Below are 18,227 nucleotides of genomic sequence, written 5' to 3'. Positions count from 1 at the left end.
CCCCGTCCCCCACAACCCTCCCCCCCCTACCAACCCCTTTTCTCACCCCCCCCCCCTTGTTTTGGTTGCCCCCCGCCGCGGAGGGGCCGGGGATCAGCCGCGGAGGGGCCGGGGATCAGCCGTGGAGGTAGACGATGCCGAGTTTGGTGAGCTGCCAGAGCTGGCCGGCGGCGCCGGTGTCGGTGGCGAGTTCGACGGCGGGGTTGCCCTTGGCGTCGAGGGTGGTGCCGGGGGCGATCACCTTGGTCGGGTCCTGGGAGTCGGCGATCTTGTAGCGGCCGCCGCCGGCCGGCTTGAGGACCCAGTGCTGGTTGCCGCCGCCGTTGCAGCGCCACTGCTGGATGCGGGTGCCGGCGGCGGTGGAGGCGGCGTTGGCGTCCAGGCACATGTCCCGGTTGCCGCTGAAGTCGAGCTCGTAGCTGCCGCCGGCCTTGGCCTCCAGGACGAAGGACTGGTTGAGGCCGCCGGTGGCCGGATAGGTGATGGCGGCCCGGCCGTTGGTGGAGTCGCCGTAGGTGCCGCCGCCGGTGAGGTCGAGCGCGTTGCCGCTGGCCGCGTTGGTGAGCTGGTACCAGGAGCCGTCCTCGGGGACGTCCGCGAACGGCTGCCCGGGGGTGAGCGGCTGGATGGAGGTGGTGTTCTGCTGGTTGAGCGTGCAGTAGGCCTGCGCCAGTTCGGGTTTGGCGAAGAACTGGCCGAGGCAGACGCCCTCGCCGCGGTAGCCGGCCACCCGCAGGTGGTACGACTGGCGGACCATGTTCATGCACAGCCCGGGGATGCCGATCTGCGAGTCGCAGCCGTTGCGGGCCCACTCGGCGAGGTTGATGACGTCCCCGTTGCTGTACTCGTACGGAGAGCTGGTCCACTCCGCGCAGACCTCGTGGCCGAAGGCGACCCGCCGCTGGTCGAGGTAGCGCACGCCGGGCACCTGCTCGGCGGCGCCGCGCAGCGCGTCGCTGAAGGTCGGCACCACCCAGTTGTGGCCCCAGGCGAGGTCCTCGGGGAAGGCCGGGCAGCCGTCGGCGACCTTGCCGAGGTAGTCGTTGCGCCGGATGTCCGGGGTGATCGGATTGAAGTACGACTGGTAGACCAGCTGGTACGAGGAGTCGGCGTAGCCCGCCTTCCGCATGGTCTGCCGGATGTTCTGGAGCGCCGCGACGACCTTGGGCTGGACCCGCTTGGCGCGCTGGACGATCTCGTCGCTGCCGATGGTGTCGCGGCAGCCCTGGTCCTTGGGGATCGGGAAGTACTGCGCGAGGCAGTGCATCATGATCCCGCTGAAGTCGAAGTCGTCGTTGGCGCCGATCGTGACGACGACCATCTTCACGTCGTACCTGCCCGCCGCGTCGGCGAGTTTGACGTCCTGTTTGGGCTCGCCGAAGTCGCCGCTGCCGGAGCCGGTGACCTTGGCGAGCTCGGGGTCGCTGACCAGGTCGCCGGTCTGGGCGCCGGAGCAGGCGAGGTCGATCGGGGTGACGCCGGGGATGTCGGTGACGAAGATCTCCGACTTGGGGTGCCGGTGGCAGTAGTTGGTGGGGCTGTCGGTCTCCGGGAAGTAGCCGTCGTTGGTGTCGGTGCCGGCGCCCTCCCCGGAGATGGCGCTGTCGCCGAGGGCGACGATGGCGGCCGGGCGGGTGGCGCCGGCCGCGGGGGCCGGGTCGGCGAGGGCGGCGGGAGCGCCGGCCAGGCCGAGGGTGGCGACGAGGGCGCCGGTGGCGAGCAGCGCGCCGTACGGGGAGCGGCGCGCCACCGTCCGGGGCCGCCGCGCCGCTGTCAGTCGGGACCTGATCACACGCGACTCCTTGCGGGGGGTGGGGGGCCGCCCGGCCGGGCGCCGAGCGGCGCGGAGCAAGAAAGGTGAGCAGGTCTCATATTCTAGGTACTGACAAGTAACGCAACAAGGCTTGTGACACCGCCGGAACCTGACGCCCCGACACGCCCCCGGACATGCGGAGAGCCGCCGCCCCGCGCCCCAGGAGGGAAGCGCGGAACAGCGGCTCGTACCGGCCGAACCGGGAGCAGGATCAGCCCGCGTTGGCGCAGTGGTTGCCGAACGCCGGGTTGAGCAGGCCGATGATGTCGATGGTGTTGCCGCACAGGTTGACCGGGATGTGAACCGGAACCTGAACCTGGTTGCCCGAGATGACACCGGGGGAACCCGCAGCGACACCCTCGGCGCCGGAGCTGGCCATCGCGGTGCCGGCGCCGGCGGCCACGATGCCCACCACGGCCGCGCCGACGGCGGCGGTCTTCTTGATGCTCATACGAGCCTCCTGACTGTTCATACAGAGATGCACGGGGAGTGCGACATCAAGAACGACACCCACCCGGGCCGGTTGCGACAGTGGACGCACTGTCACCCATCCGGCCCAACGGAGACGGCGACCGGCATTCGGGTGATCAGCGGACCGGACCGTTTCCCCTCGCACGGTGCCTCGTTCTCTCTGGCGGAACACGATCCACCCGGCCCCCTTCACACGAATCGAGTACCGCCCATGCGCAAGCTCGCCCACGGCGTCGTCGGCACCGCGGCCGGCGCCGCCCTGCTCGCCGCCGGCGCCGGCGTCGCGTCCGCCCACCACCTGCACGGCGCGTCCGCCGAGGGTGTCGCGGCCGGCTCGGCCGGCGCGGTCTCGGGCAACTCGGTGGAGGTGCCCGTGCACATTCCGCTCAACGTGTGCGGCAACTCGATCGACGTCGTGGGCCTCCTGAACCCGGCGTTCGGCAATAACTGCCTCAGCGCCTGACCGGGAATTCCCCTGGTCGCACCTCTGCCCGAACCGCTCCCGGCCGTGCGGGAATTGTTCGCGAGGTGCTGGAACAACGCGGCGGCCGCGTCGACGCCCGAGCCATGGGCGAAACACGCCGGTGTGCGCCGCCGGAGTGACAATCACGGCAATCCCCAGAAACCAGCGGGTGAGTATTCGTGCTCGCCCGGCTCCCGACATTTCCCATCCGTCGGGCAGAAAACGGAGGAAAGACATGCGCAACTTCAAGAAGGCCGCCGTCCTGTCCCTGGCCGCCACCGGTCTGGTCCTCGGTGCCGCCGGCGGTGCGTTCGCCAGCTCCGGCGCCGAGGGTGTGGCCGCCGGCTCCCCCGGTGTGCTCTCCGGCAACCAGCTCCAGATCCCGGTGCACATCCCGATCAACCTGTGCGGCAACTCCATCAACGTCATCGGCCTGCTCAACCCGGCCTTCGGCAACACCTGCGTCAACGCCGGCTGAACCGGCCGTCGCCGCACCGGCGACAGCAGATTCACCGAGTGCCGCGCCCCGCGACGCCGGGGCGCGGCACGCTCCACCCGTGTGTGATCGAGGAGATCAACCCCCATGCAGAACGTGAAGAAGGCCGCCGTCCTCTCCGCCGCCGCTGCCGGCCTGGTGCTCGGCGCGGCCGGGTCCGCCGCCGCCAGCTCCGGCGCCGAGGGCGTGGCCGCCGGCTCCCCCGGTGTCGTGTCCGGCAACCAGGTCCAGATCCCGGTGCACATCCCGGTCAACCTGTGCGGCAACTCCATCAACATCGTCGGCCTGCTGAACCCGGCCTTCGGCAACAGCTGCGCCAACGTGGAGCTCCCCCCGCCGCCCGCGGACGACTGCTGATCCCCGATCGGCACCCGTTCCGGCCGTACTGCCCCCCGACCAGCCGGCCGGGGGGCAGTTCGGCATCCCCGGGCGGCCGGTGGCCGTCCGGGCCCCCGATCCACCGAAGGGTGATCCGCATGGTTTCGAAGAAGAGCGGGGCCTGCCTGGTCGTCGCCGTCGGCGCCACGATGCTGCTCGGCGCGGGTTCGGCACAGGCCGCCACCACGACCGGTTCGGCCCCCGCGTCGGGCCCGGCCAAGCTGGCGAAGACCGACGTCGGTCAGGCGCTGAACGGGACGACCTCCGGCCTCGGCTACGGGCTCGCGCCGGTCAAGGACCTGCGCCTGGACCCGTGGGCGAACTCCTCGGCCGACGTGCTCAACAACGGCGCGACCGTCAAGCCCGACCAGGGCCTGGCCTCGGTCGGCACCGGCGGGCTGACCGGCCCGCTGAGCGCGGGCGGCGGCATCCGGGACCTCCCGCTGGTCGGCGGCCTGACCGGCGTGCTGCCGGGCTGAGCCGCCCGGCGCAGGCGGGAGCCCGGCACCCCGGTCGCGTCCGGGGTGCCGGGCTCCGCCGTGCCCGGAGCCGCTGGGCTCAGAGCTGGGTCAGGTCGGTCAGGCCGGTCTGCTGCACCACGCCGGTGGTGGTCGCGGTGGTGGTCGCGGCCAGGTCGCCCACCTTGTCGGTGACCGAGATCGGGTGGTCGTCGTCGCCGAGGCTGGCGGTGGCCCCGGGGACGGCCTGCACGGTGCCGGTGACCAGGCGCGGGTCCACCTCGTCCACCTTGAGCCGGCCGTCGGCCAGCTGGCCGGTGCCGTCCTGGACGAGGGCGAGCGGCTTGCCGACGGCGAGGCCGGGGGTGTCGGCGTGCAGCGGCGCGGCCGGGGCCTCCAGCAGCACCTGGCCGAGGTCGGCGCCCCGGTCGACCAGCGGGAGCGGCAACTGGGCCTTGGCGCTCGGGCCGACCTTCCCGGTCTGCAGCTCGGGGACCAGCCGGTCCGGGATGAGCTCGGTGCTGGTGGTGCGGCCGGGCGCCGGCGGCAGGAGCAGCGAGGTCGGGATGCCGGCCGTGACGCGGCTGCCGAGCGGGGTGAGCGGCACGTCCGCCGGGACCTGCTGGGTGGCCAGCTTGTCCTCCAGGGCACCGACCTGGTCGGGGCTGACCGGGGCGGCGCCGGCCGCTCCCTGGGAGGCGAGCATGCCCGCACCGACCGCCAACAGCATCGCGCCGGCCCGCTTGGAGAACTTCATGCTTTTCACCGTTCTGCCTGTCCGTACTGGAGATCCCTGAAGGGAGGGGCTGCGGGGCGCAGCCGGAAAGCAATCTGCCTCAACGAGTGACCGCTGGTACGGATTGCGGCGGTTAACCGGTTCGGCCTAATAATCCGACCGGAAACCACCCTACGACGCGCCTCCCGGACTCTTTTCAAAAATCCCCGTAACCTTCCGTGCCGTCATTCTTTGATCTGGACGTCAGTGACTGCAGACCGGGTCTGAGCGTTCTACGCGTTGTACGCACGGAAACCAAGAGCATTTCAGAGAGGGATCTCCCCATGATCCAGAAGTCTTTCGCCGCCGCCGGCCTGGCCGTCGCCGCGCTGGCCGCCGCCGCCGCGCCCGCCTCGGCGATCGGTGACGCGGACGGCGCCGCAGCCTCCATCGAGGGCAACGGCGGCACCAACTTCACCGGCACGGTCGGGAACAACAGCCCGAACTTCCACTTCCTGGACAACGCGAACGTCTGCCTCCCCGAGATCCACAACATCGCGGTGGGCGTGCTCGGCGTGGCCGTCCCGGTCGAGGTCCCGATCGCCAACAGCGGTGGCAAGCAGTACTGCACCCAGGGCCAGGGCACCCAGAGCCACGGCGACGCGGGCGTGTCCCACCTGGTCGGCTGACCGTTCCCCCAGCTGCACTCCCCCTGAACCACCCTTCGAATCGCTCCCCGATTCACCCCTCGAGAGGAAAACCGGAAATGATCAAGAAGTCCCTCGCCGCCGCCGGCCTGGCCGCCGCCGCCATCGCGATGTCCGCCGGCTCGGCCTCCGCCATCGTCGACGCGGACGGCGCCGCCACCTCCGTCCAGGGCAACGGTGGCACCAACCAGACCGGCACCCACGGCAACGGCAGCCCGAACTTCCACACCCTGGACAACGCGAACATCTGCCTGCCGGAGGTTCACAACATCGCCGTCGCCGTGGTCGGCGTCGCGGTTCCGGTCGAGGTGCCGATCCTGAACAGCACCCCGAAGCAGATCTGCAACGTCGGCCAGAACACCCAGTCCTCGGGCGACGCGGGCGTTTCGCACCTGATCGGCTGATCAAGGGGCACGGCACGGACGGAGGGCCCGGGGAGGTACGTCTCCCCGGGCCCTCCGGGCGCTACGAGCGCCACAGGCGAGGTGTCCGGCCGACCGCCGAACAGGTGCGGACCGGCCGGGTGAGCGGGCGTTCGGACCGGCGCGTGGGGCGCCGACCCGAACGGCCGGATGTGATCACGTGTCAGAGGCAGCGCCCGCCGGGGCGCTCCGAAAGAGAGGGCATTTCCATGAAGAGCAAGCTGGCCAAGGCCGCACTGACCGCCACCGCCGCGCTGGCGCTCGCGGGTGCCGCCACCCCGGCGTTCGCGCACGTCGGTTTCGCGGGCGGCGGCGAGTTCGTCGCCTCGGGCGACCAGCCGTTCGTGGCCGGTGCGGGCTTCGGCGTCGGCCACACCAGCGACGTCATCGCCGGCGGCTTCGGCGGCGGCGCCGCCACCTCCACCGACGTGATCGGCGGCGGCGAGGGCTTCGCGCACATCAACGGCTGGAAGTAGAACCCGGAAGGCCGGGCCGCCCCCACGGGGAGCGGCCCGGCCTTCTCGTTGTCCTGCGCCTGCTACTTGAACGCCCTGCCTTGCGGCGCCGGCTACTTGAGCATCGCGGCGGCCTCGACCGCCCAGTAGGTGAGGATCTGCTCGGCCCCGGCCCGGCGGATCGAGGTGAGCGTCTCCATGATCATCCGCTCCCGGTCGATCCAGCCGTTCGCCGCGGCCGCCTCGACCATCGCGTACTCGCCGGACACCTGGTACGCGGCGACCGGCACCGGGGAGGCGTCGGCGACCTGGCGCAGGATGTCCAGGTAGGCCATGGCCGGCTTGACCATCACCAGGTCGGCACCCTCGGCGAGGTCCTGCTCCAGCTCGCGCAGCGCCTCACGGGCGTTGGCCGGGTCCTGCTGATAGCTCTTGCGGTCGCCCTTGAGCGAGGAGCCGACCGCCTCGCGGAACGGGCCGAAGAACGCCGAGGCGTACTTGGCGGTGTAGGCGAGGATGCCCACGTCCTGGTGTCCGGCCTCGTCCAACGCCCGCCGGATCACGCCGATCTGGCCGTCCATCATGCCGGACGGGCCGACCAGGTGGACGCCCGCGTCCGCCTGCACCCGGGCCATCTCGGCGTAGCGCTCCAGGGTGGCGTCGTTGTCCACGCTGCCGTCGGCGGCCAGCACGCCGCAGTGGCCGTGGTCGGTGTACTCGTCCAGGCAGAGGTCGGACATGACGACCAGGGCGTCGCCGACCTCGGCGACCACGTCGCGGATCGCCTGCTGGAGGATGCCGTCCGGGTTGGTGCCCTCGCTGCCGGTGGCGTCCTGCACGGCCGGCACGCCGAACAGCATCAGGCCGCCCAGGCCCGCCTCGGCCGCCTCCACCGCGGCCTTGCGCAGGGTGTCCCGGCTGTGCTGGACCACGCCCGGCATGGAGGTGACCGGGACGGGCTCGCTGACGCCCTCGCGGACGAACAGCGGCAGGATCAGCTCCGCCGGGTGCAGCCGGGTCTCGGCGACCAGGCGGCGCATCGCCGGGCTCTGGCGCAGCCGGCGCGGGCGTACGTACGGGAATTCAGCGGACACGGCTTCTCTCTCCGAACGGTTGTGCAGTGCCGGGGGCGACGGATCGCCGCCCCCGGTCCCGAGGGTGTCAGCGGGCCTTGCGGCGCGAACCCGGACGGCGCTCGCTGGGCCGGTAGACCGGCTCGCCGGCGGCCGTGGCGGTGTCGCGGCGCTTGGCCCCGAAGTCTGCCAGCGCCTGGGCCAGCGCGGCCGCCGACGGCGCCGGGGCCATCACGTCGACCCGCAGGCCGTGCTCCTCGGCGGTCTTGGCGGTGGCCGGGCCGATGCAGGCGATGACCGTGACGTTGTGCGGCTTGCCCGCGATGCCGACCAGGTTCCGCACGGTCGAGGACGAGGTGAAGAGCACCGCGTCGAAGCCGCCGCCCTTGATCGCCTCACGGGTCTCGGCCGGCGGCGGCGAGGCGCGCACCGTCCGGTACGCCGTCACGTCGTCGACCTCCCAGCCCAGCTCGACCAGGCCGGCCACCAGGGTCTCGGTGGCGATGTCGGCACGCGGCAGCAGCACCCGGTCGATCGGGTCGAACACCGGGTCGTACGGCGGCCAGTCCTCCAGCAGGCCGGCCGCGGACTGCTCGCCGGAGGGCACCAGGTCCGGCTTCACGCCGAAGTCCACCAGGGCCTGCGCGGTGGTCTCGCCGACCGCCGCGACCTTGATCCCGGCGAACGCGCGGGCGTCCAGGCCGTACTCCTCGAACTTCTCCCGGACCGCCCGGACCGCGTTCACCGAGGTGAAGGCGATCCACTCGTAGCGGCCGGTGACCAGGCCCTTGATGGCCCGCTCCATCTGCTGCGGGGTGCGCGGCGGCTCGACCGCGATGGTCGGCACCTCCTGCGGCACCGCGCCGTACGAGCGCAGCTGCTCGGACAGGCCGGTGGCCTGCTCCTTGGTGCGCGGCACGAGCACGTTCCAGCCGAACAGCGGCTTGGTCTCGAACCACGAGTGCGAGGACCGGTGGGCGACCTGCTCGCCCACCACGGCTATCACCGAGGTCGCCGGGTCCACCGGGGCGGAGACCGGCGAGGGCAGCACCCGGGCGGCCTTCAGGTCGGCGGCGATGCCGGACAGGGTGGAGGTGAAGGTCCGCTGGCGGGTGGTGGTGCCGGAGAGCGTGGCGCTCAGCGCCGACTCCGGCTTGCGGCCGTTGGCGACCAGGGCGCCCGCGGTGGCCGGCAGCTGGCCCAGGGTGGTCCGGACCACCAGGGTGGTCTCCGGCGCGCCCAGGTCCACCGGGCTGCCGGCCAGCAGCGCGGTGCCGTCCACGAAGCGCACGTCGGTGCCGGCCGCGCCGCGCAGCGGGACGCCCGCGTACGCCGGGACGCCGACCGACTGGGCGACGCCCGGGATCACCTCGAAGGGGATGCCGTCGCCGGCGCAGCTGAGCATCTCCTCGGCGGCGCAGCCGTCCAGGCCCGGGTCGCCGTCGACGGTGCGGACCACGTGCTTGCCGGCCCGCACGGCCTCGGCGACCAGCCGGGCCAGGTTGAAGTCCGCGCCCTCGGCGACCGGGGTGTGCACCTGCACACCGGCCGGGCAGTGGGTGCGCACGGCGACCGCGGTCAGCGGGTCGGCGACCAGGATGTCGGCCGAGGACAGCACCTCGACCGCGCGCAGGGTCAGCAGCCCCGGGTCCCCGGGGCCCGCGCCCAGGAAGGTGCACCGTCCGGTGGCGGACTGGCCGCCCGGGAACGGGGTTTCGGTGGCGGCGGTGGGGCTCATCGGGCTCGCTCCCCCATCAGGGTGGCCGCGCCCGCGTCGAGCAGCCGGGCGGCCAGCGCGCGGCCGAGGGCCGTCGCGTGCTGCTCGGCGGTCTCGTCGAGGACGATCGGACCGTTGGCGGACATCTTCAGCAGGGCGGCGCCGTCGGGGTCGCCGACCACGCCCTCCAGCCGCAGTTCGTTCGGTCGGACCCAGGTGGCCAGCGCGGCCACCGGAGCCGAGCAGCCGGCCTCCAGGGTGGCCAGCAGGGCCCGCTCGGCGACCACGGCGACCCTCGTGGGGGCGTGGTCCAGGGCGGCGAGCGCGGCGGTCAGGTCGGTGTCGGCGCTGGTGCACTCGATCGCGAGCGCGCCCTGGCCGGGGGCCGGGACCATCAGCTCCGGGTCGAGGTGCTGGGAGATCTCGGCGCTGCGGCCGAGCCGGTTGAGGCCGGCCGTGGCCAGCACCACCGCGTCCAGCTCGCCGCTGGTCACGTAGCCGATCCGGGTGTCCACGTTGCCGCGGATCGCGACGGTCTCCAGCGCGGCGCCGCGGGCGGTGGCCCAGGCGTTCAGCTGGGCCATCCGGCGCGGCGAGCCGGTGCCGATCCGGGCCGGGCGGCCGGCGCCGGCCAGCTTCTCCACCAGCTCGTCCAGGGTCAGGCCCTCGGCGGCGACCAGGGCGTCCCGGGCGTCCTCGCGCTCGGGAACGGCGGCCAGCGCCAGGCCCTCGGGGGCGGCGGTGGGCAGGTCCTTGAGCGAGTGCACGGCGAAGTCGATCCGGCCCTCCAGCAGCGCGTCCCGCAGGGCGGAGACGAACACGCCGGTGCCGCCGATCTGCGCCAGCGCCTCCCGGGAGGTGTCGCCGTAGGTGGTGATCTCGACCAGCTCGACGGGGCGCCCGGTGACCCGGGTGACCTCGCGGGCCACCATGCCCGACTGGGCCATGGCGAGCGCGCTGCGCCGGGTGCCGAGCCGCAGGGTCGCGGTGGCGGCCGGAGTCTGCTCCGTGATCGGTTGACCATTCATGAGGTGATCGTCCCGGTGGTACTCGTGGGATGGCTGACGGTTCATCTGGCGCCCCCGCCCGAGGGCTGGGGGCCGCCGACGGGTGTGCCCGACACGGCGTGCACGGCCGCCGGGTCGAGGTCGAACAGCTCGCGCAGCGCGTCCGCGTAGGAGGCGCCGCCGGGCTCGGCGGCCAGCTGCTTCACCCGGACGGTCGGGGCGTGCAGCAGCTTGTCGACGACGCGGCGGACGGTCTGGGTGATCTCCGCGCGGGAGCGCTCGTCCAGGTCGGGCAGCCGGGAGTCCAGCCGGCCCAGCTCGGCGGAGACCACGCCGGAGGCCATCGCCCGCAGCGCGACCACGGTCGGCGCGATCCGGGCGGCCCGCTGGGCGGCGCCGAAGGCGGCCACCTCGTCGGCGACGATCCGGCCGACCTGGTCCACGTCACCGGCGCCGGGGGTGGCGGCGTGCGCGTGGGAGAGGCTCTCCAGGTCCACCAGCAGGGCGCCGGGCAGCTCGTGCACGGCGTGGTCGACGTCGCGCGGCATGGCCAGGTCGAGCAGGGCGAGCGGCTGGTCGGCGGTGCGGGCGGCGACCGCGGCGGCCACGTGCCCGGCCTTGACCACCACACCGGCCGCGCCGGTGCAGGAGATCACCAGGTCGACGTCGGCCAGCGCCTCCGGCACCTTGGCCAGGTCCAGGGTGCGGGCCACACCGGAGCCGAGGATCTCGACCAGGCGCTCGGCGCGGGCCGGCGTCCGGTTGGCGATCAGCACGTCGGTGACGCCGCAGCGGACCAGGGTGGCGGCGGCCAGCGAGCTCATCGAGCCCGCGCCGACCACCAGCGCCCGCTTGCCGGCGATCTCGCCCGCGCCCGCCGCGACCTGCTCCAGGCCGAAGGTCACCAGCGACTGGCCGGCCTTGTCGATGCCGGTCTCGCTGTGCGCCCGCTTGCCGACCCGCAGCGCCTGCTGGAACAGCTCGTTCAGGCCGCGCCCGGCGGTGTGCTCCTCCTGCGCGGTGGCCAGCGCGTCGCGCAGCTGGCCGAGGATCTGGCCCTCGCCGACCACCATCGAGTCCAGGCCGCAGGCCACCGAGAACAGGTGGTGGACGGCGCGGTCCTCGTAGTGGACGTAGAGGTGGGAGGTCAGCTCCTCCAGGTCCACCCCGCTGTGGTGGGCGAGCAGCAGCGACAGCTCGGCGACGCCGGCGTGGAACTTGTCCACGTCCGCGTACAGCTCGATCCGGTTGCAGGTGTTGAGCAGCGCGGCCTCGGCGACGGTCGCGGTGGCGGCCGCGTCGTGCAGCAGCCGGGTCGGCACCTCACCGGTCAGCGCGGCGCGCTCCAGCACGCCGACCGGCGCCGTGCGATGGCTCAGTCCAACGACGAGAAGACTCACGCCCGCCCCCAGGTCCCACGGTTGTCCGTACTCATGCGGCCGCCCCGCACCACTCGGCGGGTGCTCCGCACGACCTGCGCCCTGCGACTGACTCGCTCGCTCATGCGGGCATCACCGCGGGGAGATCGCCCTCCCCGCCCTTGCCGGACTGGCCCTGCTCGGCCTGGTCCTTGGCCGCGGTCTCGGCGGTGCCACGGCCCTTGCCGTTGCCGCCCGCCGCGCGGCGCAGCTTGGCGGCCGCCGCCCGGACCGGGCCCGGGGCGCGGTCCAGCACCGACTCGGTGCGGTCCGGCTCCTCGCCGGCCTTGCGCTGCTCGTGGAAGGCCAGGATCTGCAGCTCGATGGAGAGGTCGACCTTGCGCACGTCCACGCCGTCCGGGACGGTCAGCACGGTCGGGGCGAAGTTGAGGATGCTGGTGACGCCGGCCTCCACCAGCCGGTCGCAGACCTGCTGGGCGGCACCGGGCGGGGTGGTGATCACACCGATCGAGACGTGCTGGCTCTCGACGATCGACTCCAGCTCGTCCATGTGCCGCACCGGCAGGCCGGCCGCGCTGCCGCCGACCACGTTCGGGTCGGCGTCCAGCAGGGCGGCCACCCGGAAGCCGCGGGAGGCGAAGCCGCCGTAGTTGGCGAGGGCGTGGCCGAGGTTCCCGATGCCGACGATGACGACCGGCCAGTCCTGGGTCAGGCCCAGCTCGCGGGAGATCTGGTAGACGAGGTACTCGACGTCGTAGCCGACGCCGCGGGTGCCGTAGGAGCCCAGGTAGGAGAAGTCCTTGCGCAGCTTCGCCGAGTTCACGCCGGCGGCGGCGGCCAGCTCCTCGGAGGAGACCGTCGGCACCGAACGCTCGGAGAGCGCGGTGAGCGCGCGCAGGTAGAGGGGGAGGCGGGCGACGGTCGCCTCCGGGATGCCCCGGGCACGCGAGGGTCGGCGCGCGGCGCCCTGGTCGGGCGTCTGCGAACTGCTCTGTGGTGATCGGCCGATTGCCACGGTGCTCCTGTGGGTGAAGCTGGGCTTTGGCAGCCAGGCTATGCGTTTGTGAACGTGTGCACAAAGATGGTGTCCGTTTTGTCCCCACACAGTGATGCGCATCACGCCGTCGAACCCATAGCACCGCGCTCGGTCAGGAGGACGGCCGGGGCGGGCACCCCGGGCAGCCACGGGCCGTACGGCGCCTCCCGGCGCACCAGCGGGACGGGCGTGCCGGACGAACGGGAGCGGGCCCGGCCCAGCCGCGGCCAGGGCACCCGGGCCGCCTCGCGCAGCGGGCCCGCCCAGTCGTCCGGCGGGCAGGACGGGACGCCGACGCAGTGCCGCAGCAGCTCGGCGGTCACCCGGGCGTCGCCCAGCGCGGTGTGCGCCGGGTACCAGCCCAGGCCCGCCGCCTCCACGCAGGCCGCCAGGCCGTGGCCGCGGGCCTGCGGCAGGTGGGCGCGGGCCAGCCGCATCGTGCACAGCAGCGGCACGGGCGGCAGCGCGACCCCAATCCGGGCGAACTCGCGATCCAGGAATCCGTGGTCGCAGCTGACGTGGTGACCCACCAGCACCCGGCCGGCCAGCAGCTCCAGCAGCCGCGGGGCGATCTCCCGGAAGCGCGGGGCGCCCTCGACGTCCGCCTGGTGTATCCGGTGCACATGGGTCGGACCGACCGGACCCAGCGGGTCGAGCAGGGTGGCGAACTCCGCCTCCGGGCGCAGCCGCTCGTCCAGCAGGACCACCGCGATCTCGACCACCCGGTGCCGCCACGGACTGCGGCCGGTCGCCTCCACGTCCACCACGGCGAAGCCCCGGGCGCCCGGCGGGGCTTCGGGCGTCCCAGGGGTCGGGCCGGGAAGCATGGCGGCACTCCTCGTGTGCTCAGCCCCCCCTTGGGCGCAAACGCGTTCGATCGTAAGCCGACCAACCGGCCCCGGCTCAAGCCGGACCGGGGTGTCTTTGACAACGATTCGGCGAACCGCCCCCGCCGAGCGGCGGGGGCGGCGGCGGTGGCGCGCGGGATCGGTCAGCCGCCGAGGGCGGCGCGCAGGCGGCGTTCGTCGACCCGCCAGAAGTCGTGCTGGCGGCCGTCGATCAGGGTCACCGGGATCTGCTCCCAGTAGCGCCGGTACAACTCCTCGTCCTGGGTGATGTCCTTCTCCTCGAAGGTCGCGCCCAGCTCGCCCGCCACCCGGACGATCACCTCCCGGGCGTCGTCGCACAGGTGGCAGCCGGGCTTGCCGACCAGGGTCACGGTGCGGTCGGCCGGCGCGGGCTTCGGGCTCTTGTCACGTCGCAGCAGTGGGCTCACCCGGCCATTGTCCGCCCGCCCGGCGGCCGCCCCGCCGGCGCCCGGGACCGCCCGGTGTTCACCGCGCGGGCACGGCGCCGTCACGGCCGCCGCGCGCCCGGCTGGCTATGCTCGATGACATGGCCGTGCTCCGAAGGCTCACCCAGGCGAAGCGTTCCACCACCGAGCGGAGCGCCCTGGCGGGCGAGGCTGCCGCCGAGGCGGCGGCAGCCGCGCTGCAGGCCGAGCCGGAGCCGGCCACCGCCCCCGCGGAGAGCACCGCGCCCACCGGGAGCACCGCTCCGGCCGAGAGCTCCACCGAGAGCGCCGCGCCCGCCGCGGGCAGGCCCGGCAAGGCACCCAAGGCCCCGGCCGAGAACCACACCCCCGAGCCGGGCGACCCGCGCGCCGCCGCGTTCTTCGACTGCGACAACACCATCCTGCGCGGGGCCGCGATCTTCTACCTCGGGGTCGGCCTCTACCGGCGCGGCTTCCTCACCCGCCGCGACATCGCCCGGTTCGCCTGGCAGCAGGCCTGGTTCCGGCTGAACGGCGCCGAGGACCCGGAGCACATCTCGGACGCCCAGCACACCGCGCTCGGCCTGGTCGCCGGGAAGCGCACCGCCGACCTGGAGGCGATCTGCGAGGAGGTCTTCGAGCAGGTCGTGGCCGACAAGATCTGGCCCGGCACCCGCGCCCTGGTCCAGATGCACCTGGACGCCGGCCAGCGGGTCTGGCTGGTCACCGCCGCCCCGCTGGAGGTGGCCCGGGTGATCGCCCGCCGGCTCGGCATGACCGGCGCCCTGGGCACTGTCGCCGAGGCCGACGGCGGCCTGTACACCGGCCGGCTGGTCGGCGAGCTGCTGCACGGCCCGGCCAAGGCGGCCGCGGTGCACGCGCTGGCCCGGCACGAGCGGCTGGACCTCGACCGCTGCGCCGCGTACAGCGACTCGGCCAACGACATCCCGATGCTCTCGCTGGTCGGCCACCCGTACGTAGTGAACCCGGACGGCGCGCTGCGCCGCCACGCCCGGGCCCAGGGCTGGCGGGTGCGGGACTTCCGGACCGGCCGGAAGGCGGCCCGGGTGGGGCTGCCGGCGGCGGCCGCGCTCGGGGTGCTCGCGGGTGCGGCGGCCGCCGGGGTGGCCCTGAACCGCCGCCGCCGCTGCGCCTGACGGGCTCCCGCCGCCCCCGGTCGCGCCCCCGCCGCCGGGCCTGCCCGAGGCCTCCCCACGGCCTTCCCGCGCGGGTGTCCGGCCGTCAACCAGGCCTCTGACCTGGCCCCTCGTACGGGCGAACTCCCGTTTCCGGTACGGCTTTCCGGCCCAATGAGCGAACCTGTCAGCCGGTGACCGGTTCTGATCGTTCGCCAGACCAGGAAAGTCGGGGGTTGCCAGGCCTCAAGACTGGGAAACCACCGGCCGGACCGCCGAATTGGTCACCCTGGGCGCCCGAACGGTCACGTTGAGCCGGATGAACGATGGCAGGTCCGGTCAGAGTCAGCCGAATATGCGCGATAAATGGATCCCAAACGACCACTTCGACCACACGGTGTAGCTGTCATTGCACAAAGCGTTATTCTCTCCTGGATGCACGTCACCCACGCGCCCCGCTCGAACGGGCGGCGCGGGAGTGCTCTCCGCGCAGGCGGAGGTGATCCGTCCACAGTTCTGCCTCTGGGAGTCCCGTGTACCCACCCGTCCGGAACGACGCGCCTGCACCCTCCCGCCCGTCGTCCGCGCCCCTGCGCCCCCGCACCGGCCTCCGCGGCCGCCCCGTCGCCGACCGGCAGATCTCCACCGGCCTGGACCTGCTGCGCAACCTGCTCCGCAGCCAGCTCGCCGCCTCGCCCCAACTCGTGCCCGCCGGCGCCCCGTTCGGCCACCCGCACGGCTCCGGCCTGGCACTGCGCACCACCGCCGCCGGCTCCACCGGCACCGGCTCGCGCGGCCGGACCGGCAGCACCGGCGTCGGCCGCGGCCGCGCCCGGACCGCGCCGAGCCCCGGCTACGAGACCGAGCACAACCCGATCATGGAGCTGGTCGAGCGGGCCCAGGCCGGCGAGAGCGAGGCCTTCGGCCGGCTCTACGACCACTACGCGGACACCGTCTACCGCTACATCTACTACCGGGTCGGCAGCCGGGCCACCGCCGAGGACCTCACCAGCGAGACGTTCCTGCGCGCGCTGCGCCGGATCGGCACCTTCACCTGGCAGGGCCGGGACTTCGGCGCCTGGCTGGTGACCATCGCCCGCAACCTGGTCGCCGACCACTTCAAGTCCAGCCGCTTCCGGCTGGAGGTGACCACCGGCGAGATGCTCGACTCCAACGAGTGCGAGCGCAGCCCGGAGGAGTCGGTGCTGGAGTCGCTCTCCAACGCCGCCCTGCTGGACGCGGTGCACCGGCTCAACCCGCAGCAGCAGGAGTGCGTGACGCTCCGCTTCCTCCAGGGGCTCTCGGTGGCCGAGACCGCGCGGATCATGGGCAAGAACGAGGGTGCCATCAAGACCCTCCAGTACCGCGCCGTCCGCACCCTGGCCCGGCTGCTGCCGCCGGACGCCCGGTGAGGCCGCGGTGACCGGGGGAGGCATAGCCGGCGGGCAGCCCGACCGGCCGTCACCATCCGCACCCGACCGACACGTCCGGGTGAACGGTCGATCCGATGATCAGCCGTGCGTAACCCACCGCCCGCACCACTCGTTGGCCAGCGTGCAAGTCCCCACCAGGCGTACGGTCAAGCCGAATTGCGACCTGTCACCCGATGGAGTGGCTTTGGCCCGCCGAGGCAACCGTCCGGCAGGCCGGGGTGTCGACAACGACGAAGGGAGGTGTGGCCCGTGACGGCAAACGTGCTGGAGCACCGACGGGCGAAGGCCTTCGCCGAGGCGCTGGAGGCCCACCGGGCGGAGCAGCGCGGCGCAGCGGACGCCGAATCGGCCAACACCGCTGCCACCGGCGCCGGTTCGGTCGCGATGGCCCAACTGGTCGGCCTGACCGACGCACTGGGCGCGATGCCCGGACCAGCGCTGGACCCGGAGGTACGGACCGTCCAACGCGCGCAGCTGATGGCCGCGTTCGAGCAGGCCTTCGCCGGCGGACCGGGCGCCACGGTGCCCCGCCAACGCCGGCACCGGGCCATCCGGACGGCGCCGCGCGGCCGCTGGAGCCGCCGGTTCGCGATCGGCGGACTGGTCGCCGGACTGGCCGTCGGCAGCCTCGCCGGCGCCGCCGCCGCCAGCTCCAACGCCCTCCCCGGGGACACGCTGTACGGCATGAAGCGCGGCCTCGAAGGGCTCAGGCTCGACCTGGCGGACACCGACTCCGAGCGCGGCGAACTGCTGCTCGACAACGCCGCCACCAGGCTCGGCGAGGCCAAGACCCTGGTCGGCCACCCCGGCCCGGCCACCGGGCTCAGCCCGGGCACCGTCGAACGGGTCCGCCGCGCGCTGGACGACATGCACGCCGACGCCATCAAGGGCCGCGAGCTGCTCCGCTCGGTCTACCGCAGCAACGGCTCGCTCGGCCCGATGCGCGCCCTGGCCGGCTTCGCCCAGGGCGAGGACGGCCGCTGGACCGAACTGGCGGGCCAGCTGCCCGTCCAGCTCACCCAGCAGGCCCACCTGGTCGACCAGCTCTTCGACGACATAAGCGAGGACGTCGCGCCCCTGCGCCTGGCCCAGCCCACCGCCAAGAGCGGTGGCCCGGCCGGCACCGGAGCGGGCGGCGACACGGCCGGCCCGGCCACCGGCGGCGCCCCCGCCGACACCCCGGCGAACGGCTCCGGCACCGCGCCCGGCGAACGCCCGGCCCAGGGCGGCGGCACCGGCGCGACCAGCGGCGGCAACAACCGCCCCGGCGGCACCGAGCGGGCCCCCGCCAGCACCGGCGCCAGCACGCCCGGCGGCATCGGCGCCAAGGGCGGCGGCCTGCCCAGCACCCTGCCCAGCAGCGCGCCGGACGCCGTCAACGGGCTCGTCGGGGACCTCACCAGCGGGCTCACCGGCGGCAAGACCTCGCCGAGCGCCGTCCCGGCCCCGCCGCAGGCACCGCAGCAGCCCTCCGGCACGCCCAGCGCCCCGGCCGCCGGCCAGCCGCAGGGCGTCGAGGTGCCCCCGCTGATCCCGGGCCTGCTGCCCGGGCTGCGGCTCCTCGGCGGCTGACCGGCGGCTGACCGGACGGCCGGGGGCCCCGGCGATCCCTGGAGTTCCAGGATCGCCGGGGCCCTCGGCCGTGCCTCGGAAGCCACGGAAGGCCCCCAGGGGTCGCGGGAGACCTAGGGCGTGTCTTCAAACTCCCGCCTGCGTGGCGGCGTTGGGGCACGCACCTCGCCGCGTTGTCGTCAGTCGCCGATGCTCCGCATGGACTCCCTCCTCCGCCTTGCGA

Annotated in this window: 20 protein-coding genes; 10 read left to right on the top strand and 10 right to left on the bottom strand. The window is 73.7% G+C overall.

What is annotated here, in order from left to right; translation table 11 throughout:
• Positions 1-115: 115 nt before the first annotated feature.
• Positions 116-1,792 carry an RICIN domain-containing protein gene (locus ACFVX9_RS25325; protein WP_380488086.1) on the bottom strand — a complete coding sequence of 559 codons (1,677 nt, stop codon included), beginning with the start codon at positions 1,790-1,792 and terminating at the stop codon, positions 116-118.
• A gap of 232 nt (positions 1,793-2,024) precedes the next feature.
• A complete protein-coding gene (locus tag ACFVX9_RS25320) occupies positions 2,025-2,264 on the bottom strand; it encodes a chaplin (protein WP_380428449.1) in 240 nt (79 codons plus the stop codon).
• A gap of 231 nt (positions 2,265-2,495) precedes the next feature.
• Between ACFVX9_RS25320 and ACFVX9_RS25315 the strand changes: the two genes are divergently transcribed.
• The 4 genes from ACFVX9_RS25315 to ACFVX9_RS25300 all read left to right on the top strand — a co-directional run bounded on the left by ACFVX9_RS25315 (position 2,496) and on the right by ACFVX9_RS25300 (position 4,100).
• Entirely contained in the window at positions 2,496-2,747 is a 252-nt protein-coding gene (locus tag ACFVX9_RS25315; protein ID WP_380375483.1) for a chaplin, read from the top strand.
• A 235-nt stretch (positions 2,748-2,982) separates the two neighbouring features.
• On the top strand, positions 2,983-3,225 hold the full coding sequence (locus ACFVX9_RS25310) for a chaplin (protein ID WP_380375485.1): 243 nt from the start codon (positions 2,983-2,985) through the stop codon (positions 3,223-3,225).
• A 105-nt stretch (positions 3,226-3,330) separates the two neighbouring features.
• Entirely contained in the window at positions 3,331-3,600 is a 270-nt protein-coding gene (locus ACFVX9_RS25305; RefSeq protein ID WP_063348863.1) for a chaplin, read from the top strand.
• Between the two features lie 119 nt (positions 3,601-3,719).
• Positions 3,720-4,100 carry a hypothetical protein gene (locus ACFVX9_RS25300; RefSeq protein WP_387983592.1) on the top strand — a complete coding sequence of 127 codons (381 nt, stop codon included), beginning with the start codon at positions 3,720-3,722 and terminating at the stop codon, positions 4,098-4,100.
• 79 nt (positions 4,101-4,179) lie between these two features.
• Here the strand turns inward: ACFVX9_RS25300 and ACFVX9_RS25295 are convergent, their stop codons facing one another.
• Positions 4,180-4,836 carry a hypothetical protein gene (locus ACFVX9_RS25295; protein ID WP_380380186.1) on the bottom strand — a complete coding sequence of 219 codons (657 nt, stop codon included), beginning with the start codon at positions 4,834-4,836 and terminating at the stop codon, positions 4,180-4,182.
• Between the two features lie 302 nt (positions 4,837-5,138).
• Here ACFVX9_RS25295 and ACFVX9_RS25290 point away from each other — a divergent pair, with 302 nt between their 5' ends.
• The 3 genes from ACFVX9_RS25290 (at position 5,139) to ACFVX9_RS25280 (ending at position 6,399) form a co-directional block, all read left to right on the top strand.
• Positions 5,139-5,483 carry a hypothetical protein gene (locus tag ACFVX9_RS25290; protein WP_031063477.1) on the top strand — a complete coding sequence of 115 codons (345 nt, stop codon included), beginning with the start codon at positions 5,139-5,141 and terminating at the stop codon, positions 5,481-5,483.
• A 77-nt stretch (positions 5,484-5,560) separates the two neighbouring features.
• Entirely contained in the window at positions 5,561-5,905 is a 345-nt protein-coding gene (locus ACFVX9_RS25285; protein WP_380380184.1) for a rodlet layer protein, read from the top strand.
• A gap of 227 nt (positions 5,906-6,132) precedes the next feature.
• Positions 6,133-6,399, top strand: a complete 267-nt coding sequence (locus ACFVX9_RS25280) for a hypothetical protein (protein ID WP_063348859.1) — start codon at positions 6,133-6,135, stop codon at positions 6,397-6,399.
• Positions 6,400-6,491: 92 nt separating this feature from the next.
• Here ACFVX9_RS25280 and hemB read toward each other — a convergent pair whose 3' ends face one another.
• From hemB to ACFVX9_RS25245, 7 genes are all read right to left on the bottom strand, one after another.
• Positions 6,492-7,472, bottom strand: coding sequence for a porphobilinogen synthase (gene hemB / locus ACFVX9_RS25275; protein WP_380380182.1), 981 nt, complete (start codon positions 7,470-7,472; stop codon positions 6,492-6,494).
• A 67-nt stretch (positions 7,473-7,539) separates the two neighbouring features.
• Complete coding sequence (locus ACFVX9_RS25270; RefSeq protein ID WP_063348857.1) at positions 7,540-9,189, bottom strand: bifunctional uroporphyrinogen-III C-methyltransferase/uroporphyrinogen-III synthase; 1,650 nt, start codon at positions 9,187-9,189, stop codon at positions 7,540-7,542.
• Positions 9,186-10,196 carry a hydroxymethylbilane synthase gene (gene hemC / locus ACFVX9_RS25265; protein WP_363587777.1) on the bottom strand — a complete coding sequence of 337 codons (1,011 nt, stop codon included), beginning with the start codon at positions 10,194-10,196 and terminating at the stop codon, positions 9,186-9,188. Before hemC ends, ACFVX9_RS25270 begins: the two co-directional genes overlap by 4 nt.
• Before the next feature lie 41 nt (positions 10,197-10,237).
• Entirely contained in the window at positions 10,238-11,575 is a 1,338-nt protein-coding gene (locus tag ACFVX9_RS25260) for a glutamyl-tRNA reductase (RefSeq protein ID WP_387983589.1), read from the bottom strand.
• Positions 11,576-11,675: 100 nt separating this feature from the next.
• Complete coding sequence (locus ACFVX9_RS25255; RefSeq protein ID WP_363375013.1) at positions 11,676-12,563, bottom strand: redox-sensing transcriptional repressor Rex; 888 nt, start codon at positions 12,561-12,563, stop codon at positions 11,676-11,678.
• Between the two features lie 107 nt (positions 12,564-12,670).
• A complete protein-coding gene (locus ACFVX9_RS25250; RefSeq protein ID WP_063348854.1) occupies positions 12,671-13,417 on the bottom strand; it encodes a 3'-5' exonuclease in 747 nt (248 codons plus the stop codon).
• Between the two features lie 164 nt (positions 13,418-13,581).
• Positions 13,582-13,866 (bottom strand): glutaredoxin family protein, encoded by a 285-nt coding sequence (locus ACFVX9_RS25245; RefSeq protein WP_063348853.1) that lies wholly within the window; start codon positions 13,864-13,866, stop codon positions 13,582-13,584.
• Between the two features lie 119 nt (positions 13,867-13,985).
• On the opposite strand from ACFVX9_RS25245, the gene ACFVX9_RS25240 reads away from it, so the two are divergent.
• The 3 genes from ACFVX9_RS25240 to ACFVX9_RS25230 all read left to right on the top strand — a co-directional run bounded on the left by ACFVX9_RS25240 (position 13,986) and on the right by ACFVX9_RS25230 (position 18,004).
• The gene (locus ACFVX9_RS25240; RefSeq protein ID WP_380380175.1) at positions 13,986-15,020 is read left to right on the top strand and encodes an HAD-IB family hydrolase; all 1,035 of its coding nucleotides are present in this window, start codon (positions 13,986-13,988) and stop codon (positions 15,018-15,020) included.
• Between the two features lie 569 nt (positions 15,021-15,589).
• Positions 15,590-16,411 carry an ECF subfamily RNA polymerase sigma factor, BldN family gene (locus ACFVX9_RS25235; protein ID WP_063351307.1) on the top strand — a complete coding sequence of 274 codons (822 nt, stop codon included), beginning with the start codon at positions 15,590-15,592 and terminating at the stop codon, positions 16,409-16,411.
• A gap of 270 nt (positions 16,412-16,681) precedes the next feature.
• Positions 16,682-18,004 (top strand): DUF5667 domain-containing protein, encoded by a 1,323-nt coding sequence (locus ACFVX9_RS25230; protein WP_380338099.1) that lies wholly within the window; start codon positions 16,682-16,684, stop codon positions 18,002-18,004.
• Positions 18,005-18,227: the final 223 nt, after the last annotated feature.

It is taken from the genome of Kitasatospora sp. NPDC058243, from assembly GCF_042882025.1.
Lineage (GTDB): Bacteria > Actinomycetota > Actinomycetes > Streptomycetales > Streptomycetaceae > Kitasatospora.
The sequence above is the reverse complement of the archived record's forward strand: the minus strand, read 5'-3'. Positions and strand labels throughout refer to the sequence as shown.